The 24,715-nt window shown below is 47.0% G+C and carries 17 protein-coding genes; 9 read left to right on the plus strand and 8 right to left on the minus strand.

Annotation, left to right across the window (positions count from 1 at the left end; genetic code table 11):
- Positions 1 to 100 precede the first annotated feature (100 nt).
- The 4 genes from G3M70_12145 to G3M70_12160 all read left to right on the plus strand — a co-directional run bounded on the left by G3M70_12145 (position 101) and on the right by G3M70_12160 (position 1,999).
- Positions 101 to 577: a hypothetical protein gene (locus G3M70_12145; GenBank protein QPJ62582.1), complete on the plus strand. Its 477-nt coding sequence runs from the start codon at positions 101 to 103 to the stop codon at positions 575 to 577.
- Positions 578 to 607: 30 nt separating this feature from the next.
- Positions 608 to 1,408, plus strand: coding sequence for a sterol desaturase family protein (locus G3M70_12150; GenBank protein QPJ62583.1), 801 nt, complete (start codon positions 608 to 610; stop codon positions 1,406 to 1,408).
- A 55-nt stretch (positions 1,409 to 1,463) separates the two neighbouring features.
- On the plus strand, positions 1,464 to 1,673 hold the full coding sequence (locus G3M70_12155) for a hypothetical protein (GenBank protein ID QPJ62584.1): 210 nt from the start codon (positions 1,464 to 1,466) through the stop codon (positions 1,671 to 1,673).
- Positions 1,674 to 1,801: 128 nt separating this feature from the next.
- The gene (locus G3M70_12160) at positions 1,802 to 1,999 is read left to right on the plus strand and encodes a hypothetical protein (GenBank protein QPJ63801.1); all 198 of its coding nucleotides are present in this window, start codon (positions 1,802 to 1,804) and stop codon (positions 1,997 to 1,999) included.
- Between the two features lie 5 nt (positions 2,000 to 2,004).
- On the opposite strand, the gene G3M70_12165 is transcribed toward G3M70_12160, so the two are convergent.
- The 3 genes from G3M70_12165 to G3M70_12175 all read right to left on the minus strand — a co-directional run bounded on the left by G3M70_12165 (position 2,005) and on the right by G3M70_12175 (position 4,642).
- Positions 2,005 to 2,355, minus strand: a complete 351-nt coding sequence (locus tag G3M70_12165) for a hypothetical protein (protein ID QPJ62585.1) — start codon at positions 2,353 to 2,355, stop codon at positions 2,005 to 2,007.
- Positions 2,356 to 2,752: 397 nt separating this feature from the next.
- A complete protein-coding gene (locus G3M70_12170; protein ID QPJ62586.1) occupies positions 2,753 to 3,184 on the minus strand; it encodes an Hsp20/alpha crystallin family protein in 432 nt (143 codons plus the stop codon).
- Between the two features lie 162 nt (positions 3,185 to 3,346).
- Entirely contained in the window at positions 3,347 to 4,642 is a 1,296-nt protein-coding gene (locus G3M70_12175; GenBank protein ID QPJ62587.1) for a hypothetical protein, read from the minus strand.
- A 342-nt stretch (positions 4,643 to 4,984) separates the two neighbouring features.
- Between G3M70_12175 and G3M70_12180 the strand changes: the two genes are divergently transcribed.
- Entirely contained in the window at positions 4,985 to 7,204 is a 2,220-nt protein-coding gene (locus tag G3M70_12180; GenBank protein QPJ63802.1) for an esterase-like activity of phytase family protein, read from the plus strand.
- Positions 7,205 to 7,316: 112 nt separating this feature from the next.
- Positions 7,317 to 7,904 (plus strand): hypothetical protein, encoded by a 588-nt coding sequence (locus G3M70_12185; GenBank protein ID QPJ62588.1) that lies wholly within the window; start codon positions 7,317 to 7,319, stop codon positions 7,902 to 7,904.
- A gap of 22 nt (positions 7,905 to 7,926) precedes the next feature.
- On the opposite strand, the gene G3M70_12190 is transcribed toward G3M70_12185, so the two are convergent.
- Positions 7,927 to 8,922, minus strand: coding sequence for an L-histidine N(alpha)-methyltransferase (locus G3M70_12190; GenBank protein ID QPJ62589.1), 996 nt, complete (start codon positions 8,920 to 8,922; stop codon positions 7,927 to 7,929).
- 172 nt (positions 8,923 to 9,094) lie between these two features.
- On the opposite strand from G3M70_12190, the gene G3M70_12195 reads away from it, so the two are divergent.
- Entirely contained in the window at positions 9,095 to 10,162 is a 1,068-nt protein-coding gene (locus G3M70_12195; protein ID QPJ62590.1) for an iron-containing redox enzyme family protein, read from the plus strand.
- A 116-nt stretch (positions 10,163 to 10,278) separates the two neighbouring features.
- On the opposite strand, the gene G3M70_12200 is transcribed toward G3M70_12195, so the two are convergent.
- Positions 10,279 to 12,168 carry a bacteriohemerythrin gene (locus tag G3M70_12200; GenBank protein ID QPJ62591.1) on the minus strand — a complete coding sequence of 630 codons (1,890 nt, stop codon included), beginning with the start codon at positions 12,166 to 12,168 and terminating at the stop codon, positions 10,279 to 10,281.
- Between the two features lie 456 nt (positions 12,169 to 12,624).
- The gene (locus G3M70_12205) at positions 12,625 to 13,125 is read right to left on the minus strand and encodes a ferritin family protein (GenBank protein QPJ62592.1); all 501 of its coding nucleotides are present in this window, start codon (positions 13,123 to 13,125) and stop codon (positions 12,625 to 12,627) included.
- A gap of 144 nt (positions 13,126 to 13,269) precedes the next feature.
- Here G3M70_12205 and G3M70_12210 point away from each other — a divergent pair, with 144 nt between their 5' ends.
- A complete protein-coding gene (locus G3M70_12210) occupies positions 13,270 to 13,881 on the plus strand; it encodes a sigma-70 family RNA polymerase sigma factor (protein QPJ62593.1) in 612 nt (203 codons plus the stop codon).
- A 342-nt stretch (positions 13,882 to 14,223) separates the two neighbouring features.
- Positions 14,224 to 19,116 carry a hypothetical protein gene (locus G3M70_12215; GenBank protein ID QPJ62594.1) on the plus strand — a complete coding sequence of 1,631 codons (4,893 nt, stop codon included), beginning with the start codon at positions 14,224 to 14,226 and terminating at the stop codon, positions 19,114 to 19,116.
- Between the two features lie 591 nt (positions 19,117 to 19,707).
- Here G3M70_12215 and G3M70_12220 read toward each other — a convergent pair.
- Both G3M70_12220 and G3M70_12225 read right to left on the minus strand, forming a co-directional pair.
- The gene (locus G3M70_12220; GenBank protein ID QPJ62595.1) at positions 19,708 to 20,505 is read right to left on the minus strand and encodes a hypothetical protein; all 798 of its coding nucleotides are present in this window, start codon (positions 20,503 to 20,505) and stop codon (positions 19,708 to 19,710) included.
- 112 nt (positions 20,506 to 20,617) lie between these two features.
- Positions 20,618 to 24,586, minus strand: a complete 3,969-nt coding sequence (locus G3M70_12225) for a S8 family serine peptidase (protein QPJ62596.1) — start codon at positions 24,584 to 24,586, stop codon at positions 20,618 to 20,620.
- Between the last annotated feature and the right edge of the window lie 129 nt (positions 24,587 to 24,715).

A 24,715-nucleotide genomic window follows, 5' to 3' on the forward strand; every position in this document is an offset into this window, starting at 1 on the left:
GCATGCGCAAGAGGAGAGCTGATTTTTTACAGGCAGGAACCTTCATTAATTTTCGATGCAGGATGTGGTAAACTTTTCCATCTTTATAATTGATGAGCCTATGAACGATAACGCAGAGAATTCAGTCCATCAGGAAGTATTGAGCGAAGTCGAAGAGGAACAACGGGAGAAACTTGGCCGTCGTATCTGTTTCTGGCTGGCGCTCGTAGTTTCAATTGTTGCAGCATTTTTTTATTTCCATAACAACCCTCAGGAATCTGAAGAGGTTCAGCGAATGCGTCTCTATTTTAAAGAGAACAAACGCACCGTGATGGAATTCCTGCGATTACCTCACGATAAGCTGGAAGCCTTTGCAAAGAAGCAAAACCATCCTTTTTTTATGTCCTTTGTGAAAGCCTCCGTCAATGAAAAAGGCCGTATAAAAGCCATGATCCACAACTCGGTGGACTACTCCCCAAATCAATACTGGTTTAACCTGTTTTTCCTCTGGATGCTGGTTTTTCTGGGTGTCTGGTTTATTGCCTTGATGGCTCAAGCCGTGCTCATACAGGTCAAGAGGAATTCCAGGGTTACCTGAGCCGGGTTATTAATTCAGGAGTTCAGTTGGATGAGCATGGATCAAATCCGGTTGAGTATTTTTATCGGTGTTTTCTTGCTGATGCTCGTCCTGGAACAGTTTATTCAACGCCATCCCACAGTCGACTCCAAAGCCAGGCGTCTGGCTATCAATCTTGGGCTGACACTCCTCAATACGGGGCTGGTGAAACTGATTTTTGGTGCCGCCGCGGCAGGGGTTGCGGCTTATGCCCAGTCAAAAGGGTGGGGGCTGCTCAACATTCTTAATGTCCCGGCCGGGCTCAATATTCTTATATCGGTTATCGTCCTTGATTTTTCCATATACTGGCAGCACGTGCTGGTGCATACCGTACCGTTGTTCTGGCGATTCCATATAGTGCATCATTCCGACCTTGACCTGGATGTCTCCTCCGGTTTCCGGTTTCATCCTTTGGAAATCGTTTTTTCAATGCTTTATAAAATGCTGGTGGTCCTTTTGCTGGGACCTTCTGTCATCGGTGTTGTGGTGTTTGAAGCGATTTTAAATGGTATGGCCCAGTTTTCTCATTCGAATATCACCCTGCCTCTGGGGCTGGACCGAGCCCTGCGTTATTTATTGGTAACGCCTGACATGCACCGGATTCATCATTCGGTTGAGCGTGATGAAACGGATTCCAATTATGGGTTCAATCTTTCTATCTGGGACCGTTGGTTTGGAACTTACAATGATCATGGGAGAAAACCGCAGCCTGAAATCGACATCGGTGTACCGCAATTTCGAAAACCCAACGAGGTGTCCTTTGGTAAACTGATTTCCATGCCCGTTCAGGTTCGATTTAGTCAGCCGAATTGAATTTACTTTTGCAGGAATTTCTTTTTTTGTCACCGAATGCTGGTAAAATTGAGAGATGACTTCAATTCGATATTACCTGATTTGTATTTTTCTGATTCTTGGTTTGACGCTGGTGATCAGTTGGGTCCGGCAAACTCGTACACGAAAAGAATTTTTGCAGATTATGGTGTGGGTTACGGTAAGTTTGATTGGCTCTTTTATTCTGCTTATGGGTTTCAGCGAATTGCTGGTGTTTCTGGATATCGCGGAATCCGGTTTTCTTTGAGCACTGAATCAGGTTGTTCACTACCTTGTCTTCAAGGAACAAATCTTAAGGCTCCCCGGTTCAAACCCTGGAAAGAGTGAGGATAGACCTTGGGTATCGATACAAATGCATTGGAGTTTTCACCCTCCATGATCCTGGTGATCATTCTGGCCTTTTTTGGTCTGTCATTTTTTATGGGGATGCTGGTCCATTCTTCAATAATGTATGAGGACAAGAAGGGTATGGACCGAAACAGTAAGAAGGCCTGGGTTCTGTGTATGGTCGCAGGCTTGGGAATCACGTCCTGGATGTTCGGCTACGGGTATTACGTGAACTTTATAAGGTAGGCAGGTTATCCCGCGAGAATGTCGATCAGTCGCTGGCATTCGTTTTTATAAGAGACGATTTCAGATTTTTCCTGATCGTCCAGATCGTCCGTCATATTCTCTTCAAGTAATTCGATGCAATCGTTCAGTCCGCCTGCTGCGATATCGACCTCGTGTTCTGCAAGTGCGTAGATGGAGGGGTTCTGTTTGAGTTTTTCAAACACCCGCATGTACTTCACCTTGTAACCCAGGATTTCGTTTTTTTTCGATTCCTTGATCGGGTTTTTGAGCTCGATATTCATATCGGAGATTGCGTCGTTGAGCGCCATCAATATGGTTTCGATGTCTTTGGCGTTAATCAGCGCAAGGGATTTCATGGATGTCCTTTCGGAAACTTTTCAAAGTAAAGATATTGATGCACAAAGAGCCCTTTTGAAAAATGGGCTGCTTTGGATTCAATTGTTGTATGTTGAGCTCGCCATAACTTCATAAGTTTCAAGGGTTTGCTCTTGCTAAGGGGGCTGCCTGAAAGTTTCGATCTGGGGAGCACCTTTCACTCATTATACAACAAATGTGAAATCTCTTGGCAATGCTAAAACCCCAATCTACCCGAAAAATTTAAACAAACTACGGTCGGTCAGGTGTTGATGGTTTCCGTTATTCACTATTCCAGAATAGCCTGTTTCGAGTGAGCCTGATGAATATCTCTTAAGGTTTTCGAATAAAAAACCGGGTCCCAAAAGGACCCGGTTTCACACTGCAAGTTTAGAGCTTTTAATTGATTTTAATTCGCTGAGTTTTTGGTTTAACTTCCTCTTTTTTGGGCAGGTGTATATTCAGGATGCCTTCCTCCAGCTTGGCGGAGATCTGATCCTGATCGACATGGTCTCCCAGACGGAAGCTCCTTTCAAAACTGCGGCGCACAAATTCACGCATCTTGAATTCTGATTTGTCCTCTTCTGTTTTTTCTTCGTGGTTTCCGCGAAGTGTCAGGACGTCGTCGTTAACTTCCAGATGGACCTCATCCTCTTTCCAACCCGGGACAACGGCTGACATGTGGTAGCCGTGTTCGTCTTCACTGACGTTGACCTTTAAGTCTCCTGCCGGGTTTCCATAAAACGGGTCCTTGAGGCCTTTCGGAAAAAAGCCTTCGTTTCCAAAGAAATCGCTCAAAAAATGTTTTGGTTCATAAGTTACAAGTGTCATGGCAAACCTCCATTAAAATAGTTTTAGAGCATGTTTATAGGGGTCTGCGGGCCCGCGGTATTTCTTCTTCATGCTTCCTGCTAGTAAATAAAACTGAAAATTTGGGGCGTCAAGCCACAGCGGAAAATAATTTTCTGGGGGAGGGGACTGTAAAAAGAAAAGTTAAGGAGTGTGCCAGGTGTCGACTCCGGTAGTGCCGCGTTCCAGGTTTTTCATCCTGCCAAACGCATTTTCATAAATATCAAATCCCATGTAGCTTAGCTTTTCCTTGGCTTTGTCGGAAAGTTTTCCGGTGGACCACATTTCAATGCCGTCAATTGTCCCTGCAATTTCAGGGTATTGTTCGACCAGTTCGGTGGCCAGGTTTGCCAATTGCTCTGACCAGACTTCATAGTCGCAGATAAATGGCATGAATAAATTTCCTTCCCGGGTCACACCCAAAGGAAAGCGTCGGATGATGACGATTCTTTCAATTTCCATCACCTTGCTGTGATACTCGTACATCAACTCGGCCATTTTCTGGAAAATCAATGCGGCGTCGACAGACTTGACTTTGGCGGCCTGCTCCACAAAGTCCGCCCGACCATCCACACCGTTCATTTCGAAAAGTGAACCGGCGAGGAAAGTTTCATGGCGCGGAGAGTACTGTGGGTGGTCGAGGAGGCTCTCGGCCACATAGGGTTCCATATTCATACGCATGAGGCGTTCCCGATTGATGCGTCGGATGTCTTCAGGTGAGCTGTCACGTAACATTTTGTTCAGCCGGTCTGCGTTTTTTGTGATAGTAAGAAATTTTGGTCCGGCCAACATGGCTGCGTTAATAATGAATCCGCCGCTATAGGCATTCCAGGCCACGCTGTTAAGTTCTTTCTGCAACACTTTGTTGTTGGAATACACATCGACGTCCAGGTCGTAGGCGAGTTTTCGTTTGGCAGAGGAAAAACCAATCAGTTCCTTGGTGATACCCTCTTCATGTTTGCTGCGCCCTCCTTTGGTCATCTCCCCAACGTTCTCCATAAACCGCCAGATTCCCTTGGGAACCCCCACGATGGTGTCCACGGGATCGTTGATGAATTCCTTGGCAATGGAGAAAGGGGCCTCAGCTGCATTTTCCACCCCTTTGGCAAAGGCATCGCTGTCTTCCATTTTTTTCAAGCGGGAAATAGCATGGATTTCACTCACCCGCCGGGACAGCATGAAATTCCCGCGTGGCTGGAAATTACCGTATTTGGATTTTAACCTGTACTTATTGGTGAAGCCTGCGGTCGGAATATCTTCTTCCACTTTATGAAAAGGGCTTTTATACAAACTCTTAGGCAGGTATTCACTGGCCTTTAAAACAGGAGGACCCTCAAATGTTTCGGATTCAAGGTCTAATGTCTTTAGGGCAGCTCCGGCGCTTGAAGCACTTAGGATGAGGAAAGTTGAAAAGAAGCCTGCGCAGAGTTTTTTTGCCATTTTAAAAAAAAAGTTTGAATGAAAAGGAATGATTTCGAAATAAGTTGTCCAAACAGAATAACCTAAAAAATTTTCCAGACAATAGCAAGGAGAATTGGATGAACTTATAAATGAACACCCGTTGTTTTTAGATGGGAGTTTCTTTGATTTGTAGGAATTGACAATAACCTGCAAGGTTTGATTTTTAGAGACAATCCGGATTCTAACAGGGTTTTTGATAATTTCTGATTGTTTGCAAATATGATTCAATCAGAGCACGATTAAATTTCCTCCATTAAAAGAATTATACTTTTTTTTTAAAACCCTGGAGGTCCAATTCAAATGAAAGTTTCTTCTACAAATATGTTGCTGGGGGGGCTGCTTCTCTCTACCTTGCTGTTCCCAACGAGTTTGCCAGCTTCAGAAAATCAAGATCCGGGAAGTTTGTTTAAAAGAGGCGAGGTCTTTCAGCGTATTTCCAACTTTCCAGTGTATTTGAATAACAGCGATCCTGATAAGGAAACGGCTGCCGAAATAATCAAAGTGACAGAAGATGGAAATACCCTGATCTATACCGATAGTCCGGGAGAGGTTCTGGGTTTTGTGGACATCACCAATCCCAGGCAGCCTCAACCTCTGGGAACTCTCCCGGTTGAGGGGGAACCCACCTCGGTTTCTGTGGCAGGAAACCTTGCATTGGTAGGTGTAAATACCTCCCAGGACTTTACACAACCTTCAGGTTTTTTGGCTGTGGTGGATGTTTTGCAACGCAGGATAATCCGCAAAATTCCTCTGGCAGGGCAGCCAGATTCAGTTGCAGTGGGCCCAAGAAAAAGATTTTTAGCAATAGCCATCGAAAATGAGCGGGATGAGGATCTCGTCGTGAATGGCGTTGAAGGAGGACTTCCTCAATTGCCGGCAGGCCTGCTTCAGGTCATTCGCCTGAGGGGACCTGTGGAAGACTGGGAAGTCAAGGATGTTCTCCTGACGGGGCTTTCTGATCTTGCGCCTGCAGACCCTGAACCGGAATTTGTTTCGATTAATCGATCTGGCATTGCCGCGGTGACTCTTCAGGAGAACAATCATATTGTTTTGGTAAGCCTGAGTCGTTTGAGGGTAATGAGAGACTTCCCTGCCGGTACGGTGGATTTAAAAGACATCGATACTTTGGAAGAGGATGTGATCAAGCTTACTGGATCGCTCTCGGATGTTCCCCGGGAACCAGATGCCATTGCCTGGCTGGGTAATTTCTGGGTTGTTACGGCAAATGAAGGGGATCTGAATGGTGGGAGCCGTGGATTTTCCATTTTTACACGAAATGGGAAGGTTCTGTTTGACTCCGGAAACCAGATCGAACACCTTGCGGTTACCCATGGCCACTATCCTGAAAGCAGGTCCGAAAATAAAGGCACGGAACCGGAAGGTGTGGAGGTGGGTCGATATGGAAACCGTTATTTTATTTTTGTAGGTTCTGAGAGAGGAAACTTTGTTTCCGTATATCACGCACGACTGGGGCGTAAGCCCGAATTCCTTCAGTTGCTTCCTACAGGAATCGGGCCCGAGGGGTTACTGGCAATACCGGAACGAAAACTTCTTGTAGTAGCTGCTGAAAATGACGAGCCAGGTGGCATCCGCTCCATGATATCCCTTTACCAGTTGGAGAAAGGACCCGTTGATTACCCGACCATTGTTTCTGGCAAGGATGCTTCAGGACTCCCTATCCCCTGGGGTGCTCTTTCAGCCTTGGCAGCGGACCGGAATGATTCAAACCGTTTGTTTACGGTGCATGATAGTTTTTATAAGGAATCCAAACTGTATTCACTTGATGTAAGTCAAAAACCTGCAAAAATCACGAGCTCAATTACGTTGCTAAAAAATGGTTCTAAAGTGGCCTACGATTTGGAAGGATTGGTCCAGAGAACAGATGGCTCCTTTTGGGCGGTTTCAGAAGGAAAGATTGGTGTTGCGGACAACCTGCTAATAAAAATTTCTCCAACTGGAAACATTTTGGAAGAAATTTCTCTCCCGGCAAGTGTAAATGCTCTGGCCAAAAACCACGGGTTTGAGGGTGTTGCGGCGACGGAGAGTGATGGGGAAGAACGTGTATTTGTCGCTTTCCAGCGAGAATGGGAGGGTGATCCTGCTGGATTGGCGCGAGTTGGGGAATATTCTCCTTCTACTGGAGATTGGCGGTTCTTTTATTATCCGCTGGATGCTCCTGCCTCACCTGCGGGGGGATGGGTTGGTCTGTCAGAAATTGTTGCAATGGACGAGGTTACCTTTCTTGTAATTGAACGTGATAATAAAGGAGGTCCGGATGCAACAATTAAGAAAATTTATGAATTTTCTATTCAAGGTTTGACATCCCAGCCGCAAGGAGGGGCATTTCCAGTAGTTTCGAAAATACTCAGACGTGATCTTCTTCCTGATTTGGAGTCTGCAAATGGCTGGGTCCTGGATAAGGTAGAAGGGCTCGTTGTTGGCTCCGATGGGAATGCCTACGCAGTCACGGATAATGATGGTGTTGAGGATGCAACAGGCGAAACCCAGTTTCTTTGGCTGGAGACCTTGGAGCAAAAATAAATTCTTACCTGTCAAAGGGAGGCTGGGAGATTCCTCCCGGCCTCTTTCATTTATGCGCTTGAGTTTGTATAGCCTTTCTTGAAAAGTGATTTTAAATTTATAGGAGGTTTTAGTGCGGTTAATATTTTTTGTGGCAGGAGTTTTAATGTATTCGGCCGCAGCTTTTGCCTTTCCATCCAGTGAATTCCATCTTCAAATTAATGTGAATCCGGTACAGAGGATTGAACTCAAGGTTGATGAGGTTTCCCGGGATAAAATTCTTGGGGCTATTTCGAAAAAAATTCCCTTGAAATGGACTCAGAATGCCCCCGGGTTGTCTGAGCCGGTCAGTTTAAACTTTAATGGATTGAATATTGTGGAGGCTCTTGAAAATATTTTAAGTCCTTTTTCTTATGTGCTGATTCAGAAAGAAACTAAGGAAGGAGCAGTTTGGGAAATTGATCTCCTGGGGCAAGGTCTGGGCGCGCAGGAGTTTCCATTGGTAAAACCTGAGGTTCTGGAGGCATTTAAAAGATGGGCGAGAGGTGCCCTCTCAGAAAAAAATTCGGGGTATCTCATGGAAGAACTGTTATTCAGTGGTGATGAAAAGGAGGTGTTCCAATTACTAAAGAAGGCGGCTTCTGCTAAGGATCTCAATGCTCGTCTGAAAGCAAATGAGTTTTTAGAAGAATTTGAGGAAGACTGGCAGGCTTCCCTGTAACCATAGATTTGAAAGAAAAAAATTATAAAACCCGCCAGATTGTATTGACGAATTTATTATTGGTTTCGAACAGGTTTTTCACGATTTCAAACCCATTGTCCTCAGCAAGTTGTTTGATTTCGTCCAAAGTGAATTTGTAGGATTGCTCAGTTTGCAGGCCCTCCCCCTGTTTAAAAAAGAATTCCTTGTCCAAAGCTTCAATTTTCACAGTCTGGTCTTTCAGGCTATAGACGTAGCTTTCTACTGACCGGGTACGCCAGTTATAGTGTCCTTCCTGCGCAAAGTTTTCAATTTGGAAATTGCCTCCAAGCTCCTGATTGATTCTTTCGAGGAGATGCAGATTGAATTTCTCGAATAGCCCTTGAGGGTCATTGTAAATCTGGTAATGAAGTTTTGGATTACTGAACAGATCAAAACCGGTCAGCATGAAGTCACCCCGGTTCAAAGTTTCTGAGACACGTTTTAAAAAAATACCTGCTTCAGATAAATCCTGATTGCCAAGGGTCAACCCGAGGTAAAGAACCAGGCTGGTTTGTGCTTTGTTTTTGGAAAACTTCGTAAGGCCATCGAAATAATCTCCGATCACCCCGGTTACTTTAAGGGAAGGGTCCTTTTGATCAGCTTTCAGTCTGGAAACCAGGTTTTTTATAGCGCCAGGGGAAATGTCAATGGGAATATAGTGAAGCCGACGGTCTATATTTAATATATGTTCGATCAAAGGCAGGGTTTTTTCTCCATCCCCCGCGCCTAATTCAATCAGTTGAAGAGGATTGGCTTCAACGATGTCGGTGATAATGTTTCTGTTTGTGTGAATTATGTTCTTTTCGCAGATAGCAGGATGATAGTTTTCAAGTTTTACTATTTCAGAAAATATTTCGCTTCCCTTGTCATCGAAAATCAACCATGAGGGCAGTTGTTTTTCTGGTTTGGACAAGCCCTCAAGAACAGTTGCTGCGAAAGAAATTTCATTGGTAGGTGAGTTTTTATCAAAACTTAAATCAATAATTTCAAAAGACATGACCCTCTTTAAGTTTAGGATTTAATGCTACTTGAATTGACCTCGCCAGGAGCAGTTGTTATAGTAACTGTTAGTTTGAAAATTAAAATAGAAATCTTCATCCTCATTTTCCCCCCTAAAAATGGCTTTGAAATAGCTATTCATGGGAAAAACATTTCCGGAAAAACTGACAATGTCTCAAGAGAACACCACAAGTGGTTCGGCAGAAGCAATAGATTTCAAGAAAACGGAAGAGCAGTTTGATTCTTTGCTGCGTTTTAAAAACCTCGATGAGCATCTGGATAAGGTGGGTTCGGTTCGAGAATCTTTTGAAGATGTGTTGGAGGTGGCAATTGCAGAAGCCTTTTGTGACGAAGGAGATGCGCAAGAGGCCAACCTGTTTCTTCACAGAATTTTATATCGAATAAATCGTCTCAAGCTCTTCTGGTATGACGACCTCAGTGAATACACGAATGAGACGTCTGTTTACATTTCTTCTGTCCGATCGAAGATCGAATCAGAGTGGCAGGAGTGGGAGTCAAAAAAGGTAGACTTTGAGTCTTTGAAACATCAGGAATTTGAAGCCACGGTACGTGAAAGGGTGGCCGAAGATCTTGCCACCAAACCAGATGAAACGGGAAAATATTTCAGGGATCAAATGTCTCTTGAGGGATATCGTCATTTACTGGGGATCGCCTCTCTGGACGGACTGGTGGAGGCAAGTCAACTTTCCCGGGTTTTAGGGGGAGTCGGTAACAAGATTCAATCGATGCTCACCCGGATTTTACTGGAAGAATATGGTGGGGGAAGGTTAGCTAAAAAACATTCATCCTTTTTTTCTGCCATGCTGGTGGAACTAGGCATGAACTCTGAGCCGGAGGCATACAGGGACCTCGCGCCCTGGGAAGTGCTTGCTAATATCAACCATAGTTTTTTCCTTAGCGAAAGGAAACGAAATTTTCTTCGCTATGTGGGAGCCTTGCTGTATACAGAAGTGTCTGTTCCTTCTGCTTTTGAAAACTACCTTGAAGCAGGGAAACGTTTGGGGCTGTCTGATCAGGCGATCGGTTATTGGGATTTACATATCAAAGAAGATCAGCGCCACGGTCAGTGGATGCTTGAAGACGTGGCTTTGCCGCTGGCAGATATTTATAAAGAAAACTCCTGGGAGATACTTTGGGGATATGATCAGCAACGGCTTTTCAGCAAACGAATCGGTGAAGCGATTGTCAGGTCAATAAGTGAAGCAGAATTGGCTTGAGAATATATCGGGTGCGATGCAGAAAAATTAATAGCAGTTTTTTTTGATAAATTTGATATAAAAGGCCCATCCTTGCAGCAGGACGGGCCTTTTAATATTGATTTTTAACTATTACTTTAAACCACTCCCTTGTTATTCAGAAAACTTGTGTATTGCTGGTCCGTTCCCATGATGTGTTGCACCAGCCAGTCCTTCAGAAAAGTCATCATTCTCGTTCCGACTCCGGCTTCACCTGATTTGTAGCGGTTTGCCAGGTCTCCAACCTGACTGAGCAGCTCCTCGTGTTTTGCTTTATGAGCATCCCGGTCCGGGTAACTGTGATCGCCAAATAACCTTTCTTCATAGGCAAAGTGTTTTTGCGTGAAACTGACCAGTTCGTCAAGCGTTTGATGAATTGAGCCTTCAGTATGGCCCAGCATGATTCCACGATAAACATCGTTGATCAGGTTAATCAGTCTTTTATGGTGATTGTCAATTTCCTGTATGTTCACACTTAAGGCATCGTTCCAATCCATTAATGTCATTGATTCGCTTTTAAAAGTGAACTTGCCCACTACCTGTTCAAGTATATGGGAGATTTCTGTTAAATCTTCCGCCGCTTTGTGAATGTTGATAGAGCCTCCTGAGGTTTCCTGAGCCGCTTGGGAAACTCCCTTGATATTTTCAGAAATTTCTGCTGAAGAGCGGGCTGCTTCAGAAAGGCTTCTCGACATTTCATTGGTAGTAGCGGTTTGCTCTTCGACTGCACTGGCGATTGTGGAAGAGATGTCGTTAATATTCCCAATGATAGTTCCGATTTCTTCTATAGCCTGCGTAGCCTCTCGCGTATTGATCTGGATCTCCTCAATGGTCCCTCCGATATCACCGGTTGCCTGTGAAGTTTGATTTGCCAATTCTTTGACTTCGTTCGCGACAACCGCAAAACCCTTTCCAGACTCCCCGGCCCGGGCTGCCTCAATTGTTGCATTCAACGCAAGCAAATTGGTTTGCTCTGCAATTGAATTAATCACTTTAATGACTTGCCCGATTTTTTCGCTGCTGGCCTCAAGTCGGGATACTTTCTGATTGGTTTCGTCAGCCTTTGACACAGCATCGAGTGTGACCTGCGCTGCCTGTGTGGAGTTTACTGCGATTTCCTTGATACTGACGGCCATTTCTTCTGCCCCTGCAGCAACACTTGAAACACTTTGATTGACAAGTTCTGTTGCCTTGGAAACCACTTCCACCTGGGCGGAGGTCTCTTCTGCACTTGCGGTTAACTGCATGCTGACTTCTTTCAATAATCCCCCGGCTTCAGTAATGTTTCCCGAATTGAACCCAATCGCAGAGATTTGTGTTCGAAGGTCCACGAGAAACCTGGAGAGTTTTTCTCCAACCTGTCCCGCAGCGTCTTTGCCAACAACACTGCACTGTTTCGTGAGGTCTCCTTCTGCGGCTGCGTTAAGAACTTCAAGGATTTGATCAACTTTTTCCTGGAGTTCTTTTGTCCTCATTTGTTCATTGGTCCGCAATTCTTCGGCTTCTTTTTCAAGCGCCAGCTGTTTTGAAACCTCTTCCCAATTGACGATATAACCAAGTACCGTTTTGTTCGTGGCCGATATTGCATTGATCTGGGTTTTTAAAGAAACGTTTCCAAAGGTGAAGGTTGCGCAATGTGGAAGATTTGCCGGATTTTCTAAAATCGCTTCTACTCTTTTAGGATCCTTGTGAAAGCGATGGATGGATCCCCCCAGGAGATTGTCGATTTGAACACCAAAATTTTCAAAAACCTCCTTTTCAATTACTCGGCAGGTTTTTTCTGCTTTAGTGTTCATGTAGACCAGCGTCAGGTTCTTATCTGCAATGAAAACATTTGTGTCCAGGTTGTCGAGGCAGGCTTTAAGCCCTGAAATAGAACCCATGAGCTTTCCATTCCCATTTCCGAAAAAACGTCGGGTCCATCCGGTTTTGTCAACAGGCTTGTTTAGGGACAAGGCCGACCCTCTTGGCTCAAAAGTGGTTTTCATGGCATAGTTTCTCCTTCCCTGAAATAATAAATATCAAGACATGTCCCAGGTAGAAAATTTTTATTTTTATGGAGATGCCTTGTATGTCGAAAGTAAATCTGAATTTTTTTCTCAGTTAACAACTTTAAAAAAATGGAAGTTAAATGAGCCTGGTGAAACCATAAGGGTAAATCAGGAAATGTTGAGTCTTGGAAGAAGCCTCGGGCGCTAACTTTTTAGCCCGCTCAGGCAATCGACTAAACAATACATTTCCATTTTTTAGGCTAAGGCAGGGAATTATAAAAAGAAAGGTATAATAATAAACAATTGGTGTTTTTTTTCTGTATGCCCGGGGTGAGGGTGCTTTAATGAAAGGTACTTCGACTTTAAAGCCGGAGAACTTGTTGAATGAAAAGATGAGTTTCCAGGGAATAAGATGGAGGTGAATCGTTGTTTATAAAACTGATCGAGTGGGGATTAGGGAGTGCTGTATTTTGCGTGTAGTGCCTTCATATAGTGGAGATGTTCCATCTCTGCTTTTTCCAACATAGCCAGAACTGTTTTAGCCTCTAAATTGTTGCAAAATTCGCCCAGGAGCCTGTAAAACTCCATCGAAATCATTTCTGCCTCAATAGCAAACTCAATAGCTTCATTTACGGAAGGAAAAGGGTTTTCCTCCCTTTCCCATTCATCAATATCTGGGAAAATATCAGTCTGAAATAATTTTTCTACAGCTTCGCGCAATTCTTCATTATCATCCCAGCCATAGTCTTTCCCCTTTTTTTCAGCAATTAAATTAATGAATTGGCGTTCATGGCGCGTTTCCTCCTGCGCCATATGGGAAAGAAAATCCTTGATTTCAGGAATGGGGACCAATTCAGCCAGTTTTTCGTAAAAATATTGGCCTTCCCGCTCAATTTTAAGGGAAATATCGAGAATTTCTTTGTCTGTAATCTGTTCGCAAACCGGTCCGAGCATGGTAATCCTTTTTGACTTAATGCATTTAATTATACCATTTTGTTCTGGAAAAAGAACTCAAATGATTGTCTAAAGTGATTTGCGAATTAACCGTTGATTTTTTGGCCTGTATCTTATAATTTCCCTTATATAATCTCGATAGTTATGTCTGAAAATGCAGATTTGGTTTGCAACTCAGGCTATTTCAAAATTCAAAGTTCATGCTGGTATCTTTTGGAAAAATTCGCCACAAATATTGGAGAGGGTTCCTCTGAGGAAGCCCGAAAGCACTTACTGCCTCATCTGGATTTGATTTTCAGGTGCGCCTACAGAATGACAGGTAGGAGGCAGGATGCTGAAGATCTTTCCCAGGAGACTTATTATTTTGCCTTTAAGAATTTTGAGCAACTTAAGGATCAAGCCAAAGCTAAAAGCTGGCTTTTTTCCATATTAAGAAACCTGTTTTTAAAAGAGATCGAAAAAACAAAAAAGAAAACATTTCTTGAATTTGATTCTATTAGCAGCGCTCTCGGGGGCAAAACCAATATCGAACAGGAGTTTCTGGACAATGAAACCGCGAACTCCATCCGAGAAGTGCTTGAAACTCTGGAACCCCGCCTGAAACTCCCCATTAAAATGTTTTACTTTGAGAAAAAATCCTACAAAGAGATCGCTTCGACTATGGACTTGCCTATGGGCACTGTCATGTCCCGCATAGCCCGCGCCAAAGTCAACTTGAAAAGAAAACTGTCCAGAAATGGCAAGCTAAATATATAGTTCCTTTCCTCCTGCATTTTCTTCCCAGATATTTCAGTTGAGCTTCAATAACTTTTAGTTTTTCAATTTTGGTTTCCATACTTCTGAAAAAACTAAGGTTAGGCGGCTTGGTCCGTGTTCGCTTCCCTGCTTGAGTCTACAAGTCTATCCAAAATAGAAATTTTCATACAGTTTGATGGAATAAATTGCCTTCAAATCGGATCAACAATGCAATGGCCCATACTCTGACTAGAGCAGAGGCCTGTCAAATTTGATGAAGGCACTATTTTTATCCTTGGTTCAAATAGTGTTTTTATAGGTAGAAGAATTTTTTTTGTCATACCTTTCAGGAGGGAGCTACAAATGAGGAAGGTGCCAAGCTATTTGGTCGTTATGTTGGCTCTGGCTTTGATCTTCCCTGTGGCAACTGTTTGGGGTAATCCTCATCAGGGTCATGGGAAGGGACAAGGTTCAGTGGATCGACCCATCTGGTTGGAAAAGCTGGAAAACCAGGTGCAGTACGAAGAAATGATGGAAGGAAGGGTGGGCGATCAGAAACGTCTGGACAAGACATTCATGTCCTTGATGGATCGCCTGAAGGGGAAGTTAAAGGAACATGCTTCGCCTGCGTCATCCGGCGGTGGTTTTCATGATTCCTGGGCGGCCCATCAGTTGCAAAACGGTTATCTGTTGGGACCGACAGCGGAAGCAGCCAGTGAAGTTCGTCAGGGCGGGCATTGCCCGGCGGGCGTTCCTACCAGGGAATATGACATCACTGCCATCAACGTGGAAATCACGTTGAATCAGTGGGGGGATTATTTTCCCGGTTACATGTTTGCCTTGACCAAGGATATCCCTAAAATTCGCGCGGAAGAAGAAAAGAACGCTGCGGCTCGAGAGGATGAATTGGATCCGGGTGCTGTGTCCACTGGTTTGCAGGGCGATGCGATTTCTCCGATGACCATTCGTGGGAATCAGGGGGAATGTGTTCGCTTCAAGGTCACCAATCAAGTTGAAGATGAATCGGTGGGTTTTCAGGTCAATGGCTCTGCCATGATCATCAGTGACTCCGGTCAGCCCAATACGGCGGCCACACCGGGTGCGATCATCCCGGCTGGTGAAACCCAGAACTTCGAATGGTACATTCCGGTTGACGAGCAGGAAGGCAGTCATTTGATTCAGAGTCATGGTGGACGCGATCCTTCTTCTCTGGGTCTGATCGGTGCTTTCATTGTTGAGCCGCGCGGTTCTGAATACCTCGACCCGTGGACCGGAGAGCCGCTCGAAAATGGCTGGATGGCGATGATCTCTCACAAGGACACCAAGGACTTTCGTGAGTTCGCGCTGTTCTATCATGAAGTTGGCGACGAATCCTTTCGCCCGCTCAACCGCCATGGAGAGATGATTCCGCAGCGCGATCCGCAGACCGACGCTTACCGTCCTTCTGCCCGCGCAATGAACTATCGCTCTGAGCCTTTCGGGATCAATAATCTGGCGGTTCAGGAGAAGATGTTTCATTATGAAGATGAATCACTGGCCTACAGTTCGTACACTTTTGCAGACGTTCCCACGACCGTTCCAAGGTCTTACATGGGGGATCCTGTAAAGTTCCGCCTGATCCATGGTGGCGGTGAAGTGTTCCATTCGCATCATCCACACGGCGGTACGATTCGTTGGACCCGTTCTCCAAAGCGGGAGCCAGGCATCGAAAACCTGTTGACTGCTGCTTACGACGGTCCTGTTAAATACCCTGTTGTTCGCACCACAACTGACCGCGTTGACGTGGAAGTTATTGGGCCTTCTGAAGCCATTGATCTGGAAACCGAGTGTGGTTCCGGTCTTTGTCAGAAGCTGGCAGGGGACTTTCTGTTCCATTGTCACGTAGCGCATCACTATGTTGCGGGTATGTGGGGTTACTGGCGTGTGTACAACACACTGCAGTATGGTAACTATCCGAAAGGCAGTACTGACGTTATGCGTCCCCTGGTTGAGCTTCCAGATCGCAAAGGATACATCCCAAAAGGTGTGCACTCCGATACTCTGGTTGGCAAAACCATGAACTGGTACGGTAAGAAGTTCAAACTGGTTGGCAGTGGAGACAGCAAGTGGGACCAGGATGTTCCAGTTGTAAACATCCACGACTGGGTCAAACAGATGCTGCCGCCCCAGGGCAAGCCCGGACACACCGACGATGAAAAAGGCCAGATTCTGGCTTACGACGGGACCGTCTGGGATTACGCCTGGAATGGCAACAAGGCCATGTCTGAGCGTGAAGCGACTTATGCAATGGCGAAGTACAAATCGCCAATGCCTGGCAAGCGCTTCCCGCTTCAGTTCCATCCGACCAACGGGAAACTGGCGTGGCCTCACATGACACCGCATTTTGGCAAGCGCGTTCCGTTTGCGCGGCATCATGGTGGAGCTCCCTGGCTTGAGCCTTTTCATAACCTTCGGGACAACAAAATCATTTCCAAGACAGAATCCGGAAGTGGTCGTTCTGATGCGTCAATGGAAAGCAGCGCACCCGCGAAACCGGGTGAGCAGGGTCGTTGGAGCTTGTGCCCGGAAGGTGCAGGCCGTAAGCAGTACAACCTGCACTTCATCAACACTCCGATTGAACTTTCCGGGGCGTATGGTGACACCAAGCCGATCATTGATAAGTACGGCTTGATCTATGTCATCGATGAAGACATGGCTGAAGTAAAAGCTGATCCGAAGAAAGCGATCCCACTGGTAATTCGCGCTAACGTTTATGACTGCGTTGATGTGCTTCTCTCCAGTGAATGGAACGATGATGACTTCACAAACTTCCAGATGTCGAAGATCAACATCCATCCGCATTTCTTCCAGTTCGACAATCAGGCGTCTGATGGCGTTATCTCTGGTTTCTCTTACGACCAGTCAATGCGTTCCTATCGCCAGTTTGAAAAGAAACAAAAAGATGGCCACCATGTGGGCATGCCGGTACCGATGAATGCCAAGGTTCTGGAGGACACCAAACCGGGTGACAAAACGGTAAAGGTTGAGTTGGCGCACCATGCCACCATGTTCCACGAAGGTGCTGACATTATCGTGGGCATTGAAGTTCCCAACGGTAAGGATGCACGGTGGATTGAAAAGATTGAACCCAAGCCCAACACGGCAAAGGACTACAAGTACACGATCACCTTCACTGAAGGCATGACTCATCCTCATAAGAAGGGTCAGATCGTTACTGCGGAATACGTCCGGTACCGCTGGTGGGTGGATGCCGATCTCGGTCTGGTGTTCTGGCACGATCACGCTTTTGGTGCCACGACCTGGCCGCACGGCGGTATCGGGTCCACGATCGTAGAGCCCTGGGGGTCTACGTATCACGATCCAGCCACAGGCGAAGAAATTCGCAGCGGCCCCGTAGCCGATATCCATGGTACGGAGCCAATCGCCTATGGGCGGAACGGCAGCTTCCGTGAACTGGTTGTCCAGCTTCACGATACAGTGCCTCACACCGCCCAGTTAGTGACTGAAGGGAACCCTCCTGGGATGTCGCGTGAGAACGCGATTGCGGCGGGACAATCAATTTCCTTTCAGATGCCAACTGATATGCTGGAAGTGGCGTTTCCATACCTTAATGGTGGGACGCATACTTCCGGTGGCGGTTTTAACTTCCGTGCGGCGTCTCTAACTTCGCGTTTGAAAGCGAATTCAGATCCGTCCATGATTTTCAGCAGTAAGGCTCACCGCGATCCTGATACACCAATGCTTCGGGCGTACCTGGGTGACAACGTGGTGTTCCGCATTCTGCACGGCATGATGAACGAAACCCATACCTTCAATGTTTCCGGCCATGGGTTTCGTCCTGAGCGCTACGATCCTGATTCTCGTGTGGTCAACACCATTCACATCGGGATTGCAGAACGTTATGACCTGGCTACAACAGCGGGTGGTTATCAGCAGATGCCGGGCGACTACCTGATTTTTGATGGTCGCTCTTCCCATCTGTCGGAAGGTTCCTGGTCCATCATGCGGGTTTTTGACAAGCCGCAGAAAGACCTGAAGCCTCTTGAAGGCACTCGCGGTATTCTCAAGGCAAAAACTTCGCCTTGTGAAAAGGGTGCTCCGGTCAAGAATTTCAGTGTGGTCGCTATCGACAAGGCGCTCAAGTTCAACCCGAACACGGAAGACGTGATCGAAGTTGACTTTGAGCGGAAGCTGATTCTGGCCAATCCGAACGGCAAAATCTTTGCTCTCGAAAGTGAAGTGAAGAAAGTTGCTTCCAGTGAGGTTCAGCCTCACCCACTGACCCTGCATGTCAATGTAGGCGATTGTGTGAAGGTGAAACTGACCAATCGGATGAAAGAGGGGAAATCTTCCCTGCACGTTCAGAACATGGCGTTCGATCCAAAGGACAGCCAGGGCATTAACGTCGGGAACAACCCGGGCGACCAGACGGTAGCACCGGGCAAGTCCAAAACCTACACCTTCTATGCACATCCGGATTACTATCTGAATGGCGCATTGGTTTGGGACTTTGGCAACCTGATGAATGTCCGTCACGGTTTGTTCGGCGGTATCATCATCGGCCCACGGGGTTCTGTCTATCGTGATCCGGAAACGGGTAAAGACATCACGATGGGCAATTCCTGGAAAGCCGACGTCATTGTCGACAAGTCCTATCCTGAAAACAAGGATATCGAGAACTACCGTTCTTTCTCCCTGTACTTCCAGGACGAGGACAACATCCTTGGAACGTCCTTCATGCCTTACCTGCAGAACGTTGCAGGTCTGACAGGTGTGAATTACCGGCTGGAGCCGTGGGTGTACCGCGAAGACGAAGGTTGTGAGCTGGGTAACATCTTCACACCTTGTGTCGCAGCGGACAGCATGCCGGCTACTCCGACCTTGAAAGCCCATGCGGGCGACAAGGTGATGATCAACGTCTTTGGTGCTCATAACGAGCAAAACCAGATGTTCAATCTGGACGGTCACCAATGGCGGCGCCACATTAAACAGAACGGTTCGGATATGATCGACGTCGAAGAATTTGGCGCCGGTGAATACATCCAGGCCTTCCTGTTGAACGGTGCCGGCGGTACGTATCATGTACCGGGGACCTACCTCTGGTTGAACGCCCGCACGCCTTACCAGCAGGCAGGGCAGTGGGGGTATTTCAAGGTTCTGCCGAAGGGCGACCGGTCAATTCTGCCTCTGGGTGGCGCGACTCCTTCCGGGAAGTCCGCTCAGTTGCCGAGTGATGATCAGTTGTCTATGAAGTAGTCACCAGAGCGTTTGACGTAAGCACTACAGCGGGGAGGTCCATCCGGGCCTCCCCGTTTTTGTCTTCCACAGATGGAGAACAGTCGCCAGGTGGACTTTGCGGTCGGCTAACGGGTCCTTCGACAAACGGCTTATGAACTGTCACTACAATGAATCTTTCATTTCGATTTCCCTCAAGACATGTTCCCGGCTCGGGATAAATCCAAGTTTCGGTTTTGGTTCTAATTTTACGTTTTCCCTTGCTCCCCCTTTGTAAAAGGGGGCTGGGGGGATTCCTGAGTTTTCTTTGCTTTCCAGGTGATCCCTGTTCCGGGAAGTTTCAGGCAGGATAATGTTTCAAATCCCCTGCTTGGCTTCCCCCTTCCAGGAAGGGGAATATTAGATAAAAGCAAAGGTGAGATTCTTCTTCGCCTGAAGGCTCATCAGAATGACTTGCTGTGGTTTGGCGGATTTAAAAACAATCAAGGTCTATCCACTTCCATCATTTAAAAACCAAACAATATCCTTTTCTCATTCTGAACGATGAGAAGCGTAGTGAAGAATCTCGCATTGGAATTTTGAACCGGAATTTAGGGGGGGCTATTTCTTAGACTAAAACTTGAAGCTGGGAGGAGGAAGAGGTTGGGAGTTGACCTTTTGTTTAACAGCTTTCAGGTTTTTCTGATAATAAACAGAATAGGGACCGTGATCCACCAGCCCGAATAAAACGTTATTACCGTGGAAGAAGGCGCCGAGAACAGGCGAGCAGTCTGGCATGGTTTGATCATTCCAGAAACTGGCTATGATTTCAGGAATGGCTTTGGGTCGTTTCCGACGTTGGTCTCTTTCATTTTGATTGTTAAAACCCTTTGGTGTTTCCACCAGTTTTATAGGGATAAACGTATTCGTGCCTCTGAAAGAGGGGGAGCCCTTGCAATGGGACTTCATGCCTTTTACTTTGCTCCAGACTGGTGCGTGGGGTTGCGCGAGCATGGGGTGGAGTGGGCCGTATTTCCCTTTTAGAGCGGTTATGATGCTTTCTTGTGTATCGTTTTTTCCCAGCGGAACAAATCGTGCTACCGCGACCAGTTTGTTCGTAGCGGGTGGAGCGCTGTAAAGGGAGATTCCCTCTTTCTGATCCTGGGAAACAAATGATTTTAAGGTGAGGTAGGGTTTTGCCAGCACCAGATCAGATTTCTTTTTTACCAGATCATTCAGATTTCTTTCAAAAACCCAGGTAACGTTTATATTTTTGCGGACGATAGCTTCCGCTTCTTCCATCGACATGCCCAGGCGGATCCCCAATATGTCCGGTCCATAGGGTTTATTTGGAGGGCCAGCTAAAGCCGTCGATATATGATGAATAAAAATCAGGGTCAACAGAAATATAATTTGACTGAGATGCTTCATTGATTGAGCGCTTCAAATATTAAACTTGCAGATAAATTTTTAAATTTTTATGACCTAAGGCCAGAATTTGCCAGATTAACTTTTTACCAGAAAGCTTCCCCTGACTGACATTTTAAAGCGAACTGTCCGGGATGAAAGTCAGAGTTTGGACACTATTGCCGGATCCATTTGTGGTGTTGGTTATGGTGAAGTTACGCACAACATTTCCACTGTTAATTCCAGCAGTTGCCAGATCCAGCTGTATCTCGATTTCTAAAGTAGACCTTGGCCCAAGGGTGCCCGTCACTGGGCCAAGCAGGGTGACACCGGCTTCGTTCGCGACCACTGAATAGTTAATCGGGGTATCCCCTGAATTGGAAACGAATAGGCTGGCAGTGCTATTGGCTGCCAAGCTGGTAGCGGTTACGATCTCTTCCCAGTTATTGGGGTGATGTGCAACAATGGAACCCGGATGCACTCCATAGAAGGACAGGAAGCTGGGCTGGACCAGGTTGGCTGCAGTCGATCCAAAAGGGCCGAAGTCGGCCCCGGTTGCGCCATCAAACTCTCGAACATCAGTAGCATCCACAACGAACAGGTTGCCTGTGGAGGGTTGGAATCCGATCCCGCCCTGTGGGTTTGTCAGGTTGCCCGTTTGACCAAATGGGCCAATATGAGCGCCCGTAGGACCATCAAACTCTACAACGTTTCCAGAAGACTGGTCCACGACCAGGAGATTGCCTGTTACTGGATGAAACGCCATTCCCATGGGGTTGGTCAGGAAGAACGGGGTCTCTCCAAAAAAGCCGAGATAGGCTCCTGTCGTGCCATCAAACTCCAGAACCATTCCCTGTGAAAAATCAGAAACAAGCAGGTTGTTGGTGACCGGGTGGAAAACAATTCCGCCTTGCGGGTCGAACAGCCGGTCCAGGGTCTGCCCGAATACTCCCAGAGATACACCAGTGTGCTCATCAAATACATGGACGTTTCCTAGGTTTCCTCTATCCAGGACAAACATGTCGTGTGTCGTTGGGTGATAGGCGATACCGACAGGATCAGCCAGATGGGCCGCCGTCTGATTGACAGATCCCTTTGGATCAGCATTGGCATCAATTTCCACAACATCGGCACTGCTGGCATCCGTTACCGTCAAGCTGTCTCGAACCGGATGAAATGCCATGCCCAGTGGTGTGGTGACGGGGGAGGCGGCACCATAATTAAACTCCAGAGCACCGTTTGCCTCGAAGGCGAATAGATCGCTTTGCGAAACATCACCCACAAACAGATTGGTCGGGGAAATAAAGCTCTCAGTGAGTGTGTAGGTGTGAGCTGCTATTGGGCCAACGGTGGCATTGGTTGGAGAAGAAAGGGTGACCTCAATGGTTTCCCCGGCATCTCCAAGACCATCCAATATGGGGGAAAAAACGATGTCGCGATGCATGTCTCCCGGGTAGAACGTCAGGGTTCCGGATGGCAGGATGAAATCTGTACCTGCCGTTGCGGTACCACCGGTGACCGTGTAATCAACTGTAACAATTGAAGAGAAAGGATTTGAAAGGGTGACCGGAATCTGGCTGGGCTGCCGGAATTCCGGGCCGGAGGATACCACATTGGGAAAGCCTACAGTTGGGGGCAGATCATCATCGTGGATCAGAGTGAAGCTGTAGGGGATGGTTCCCTGTTGTGCTCCCGTAACGGAAAAGAAGACCGCAAACATATACTCCAGTCCTTCAGCAACGGTGTCGTCGATGAGGGTCAAGGGTATGGTCGCTGTGGTCTGGCCCGGTGCAAAATCGAGCGAACCCGGAGGAAGTGTATAGTCAGTGCCGTCAGTCGCGTTGCCTGGAATGGAGTAATAGATCACGTTGACCGGGTATTCCGCCGGATTCGACATTTTGATCTTCAGGTTGACCGTTTCCTGTGATTCAGGTGCATCATTCTGAAAAGATAAAAACGTGACAAACGGCAGGTCGTCATCACTGATGGTAGCCGTGTGCAGGGCTGGTGCCCCGATTGTTGCGTTACTCGGACCCGCCAGGGTGATCTCAACTGTTTCGTCAACGATTGCTTCGGCAATGGCATCGTCTTGAATGTCAAGAATGATGCTTTGTTGTGTTTCACCTGGAATAAAATTCAGAATTCCCGCAGCCAGAGTGTAGTCGGTTCCGCCTCCTGTTGCGGTACCGCCAGTAACAGCGTAGTTGATCGAGACGGGCAGTACATAGGAATTGGACAGGACGACCGGGATATCACCGACAATCTGATTTTCAACAAAACTGCTGGTCGGGTTGTCAAAGGCAACTGATGGCAGGGTGTCGTCATCGAGAATGGTCAGGGTGTGAACAGTTGTTCCACCGAGTCCTGCATTGACCGGATTGAACAGGGTGATCTCAACAGTTTCCGGGCCTTCTGCCAATCCGTCATTATTTATGTTTATGGGAATAGGGCGCGTGGTCTGGCCCGGATTGAAAGTCAACGTTCCGTTCGACAATGTATAATCAGTTCCTCCGCCCGTAGCGCTGCCGCCTGTGACTGTGTAATCAACCGTGGCCGTTGAGCCGAGTGACTGTGACAGGTTCACATTGACGTTTACTGTTCCGCTGGATTCAGGATGACTGGAAGAGGCACTGGCAAAATTCAAGGTCGCCGCCGACAGGATCTGGGTAACAGCAGCGTCCACCTGGATGCGAGGATGCGTCAAGCCGTTGCGGGTATCGAGAATCGGTTGGCCGGTGGTTTGCAGTGCTGTCAGAATTTCCGTGACCGTTGCCGTTGGATTGGCCTGGCGCATGATGGCCCAGGTTCCTGCTACATGTGGGGCCGCCATTGAGGTTCCGCTGAAAAAGGCAAATCCGTTACTGGGTGGAATGGAGGAACGGATAGAAGAACCCGGTGCAAGCAGGCTCAGGAATGATGCGCTGTTGGAAAAACTGGAGACGTTATCGGATTTGGTTGTCGAGCCCACACTGACAGCAGTTGAAATACAGGCCGGTGCCCCCATGGCATTGGTAAATCCACTGTTGCCCGATGAGATGGCTGTTGCGATCCCGACAGCTCTTAAATTGTCGATGGCCGCTTTTCGGGCACTTTGAACCGCATCGCAGTTTGAAGAATAGCTTCCGCCCCCAAGGCTCATATTTGCAGATGCAATATTGAACGTACCGCTAAGGGCCAAAACACGTTCGAGGCCCATTATCTGATCGGATGAATAAGACAACACGCAAGGTGCCGGGCGCGGCGAACAGGTCGAAGCACTGTCAAATCGCGAGAATACCTGGATAGCGATGATATCAGCTTCCCTGGCAACCCCGCTGAATGAGGCTCCATCACCCGCCGCGATTCCTGCCACATGGGTCCCGTGGTCGCATGTTGCAACGGACAGTGACGGATTGTTAGCGCTGCACTCGACTCCGGAACCGACGGCAGTGGATGCTTGCACCCCTCCGGGACAGACGGAATGAATGGTCGAGCCGGAAGTCGTGGAGTAGCAGGCTTCCGAGACGACTTTACCGGATAAAAAGTTGTGCGTTTTATCGACACCTGTATCGAGAATGGCGACGGCCCAGCCGTTACCGGTGTAACCCGGTCCCATGGTCCAGGCGGTATCCGCTCCAATAAGTGGAATGGATTGCGACAGGTTTGGCGGCTCCGGAACGTCTTCTATGATCTCAAGAATTCTAGGGTCTGCAGATAACTGGAGTAAGGTTGCGGAGTCCGCTTCCAGTGCAAGCAAAGGATGATATCGGAATTTTTTTACACCCTTAACCGGGCGGACAATACCGGGTAATGGTTGTTTGGAATTGGCGCCGGTCAAACCGCTAAGAGAATTGAGAACATCCTGCTGTGTATTTGAAATAGCGGACCGATAAGCACGTCCATCGGAACCGGGACTCATCGGGGAATTGGGCATGGAAGTGTTGAGCCTGGCAATGATGCGTACTGTTCCCTCAGTTTGAGCTTTGGACATCAGGTCATTTTGGAGATTGGCCGCGAATAAAACTTGAGGTATGAGAAGGGAAATTGTCAGGAATAGCGTTAAGGTTCTGGCAATTAAATGAATAAAAGAAAAGTGTTCGCGTACCTTGGTTTTACAGCAAGTCATAGTCATCCACCGGGCAAAATTGATGTGATCCTTGATTTATCAAGATGAAATTGCGTTTCTTTTTCAGGCTCCAGATTCATCCAAATAAATACGGAAAAAGAGATAAGGAAGGATAATTCTTTTCTGTAA

The organism is Candidatus Nitronauta litoralis, from assembly GCA_015698285.1.
GTDB lineage: Bacteria > Nitrospinota > Nitrospinia > Nitrospinales > Nitrospinaceae > Nitronauta > Nitronauta litoralis.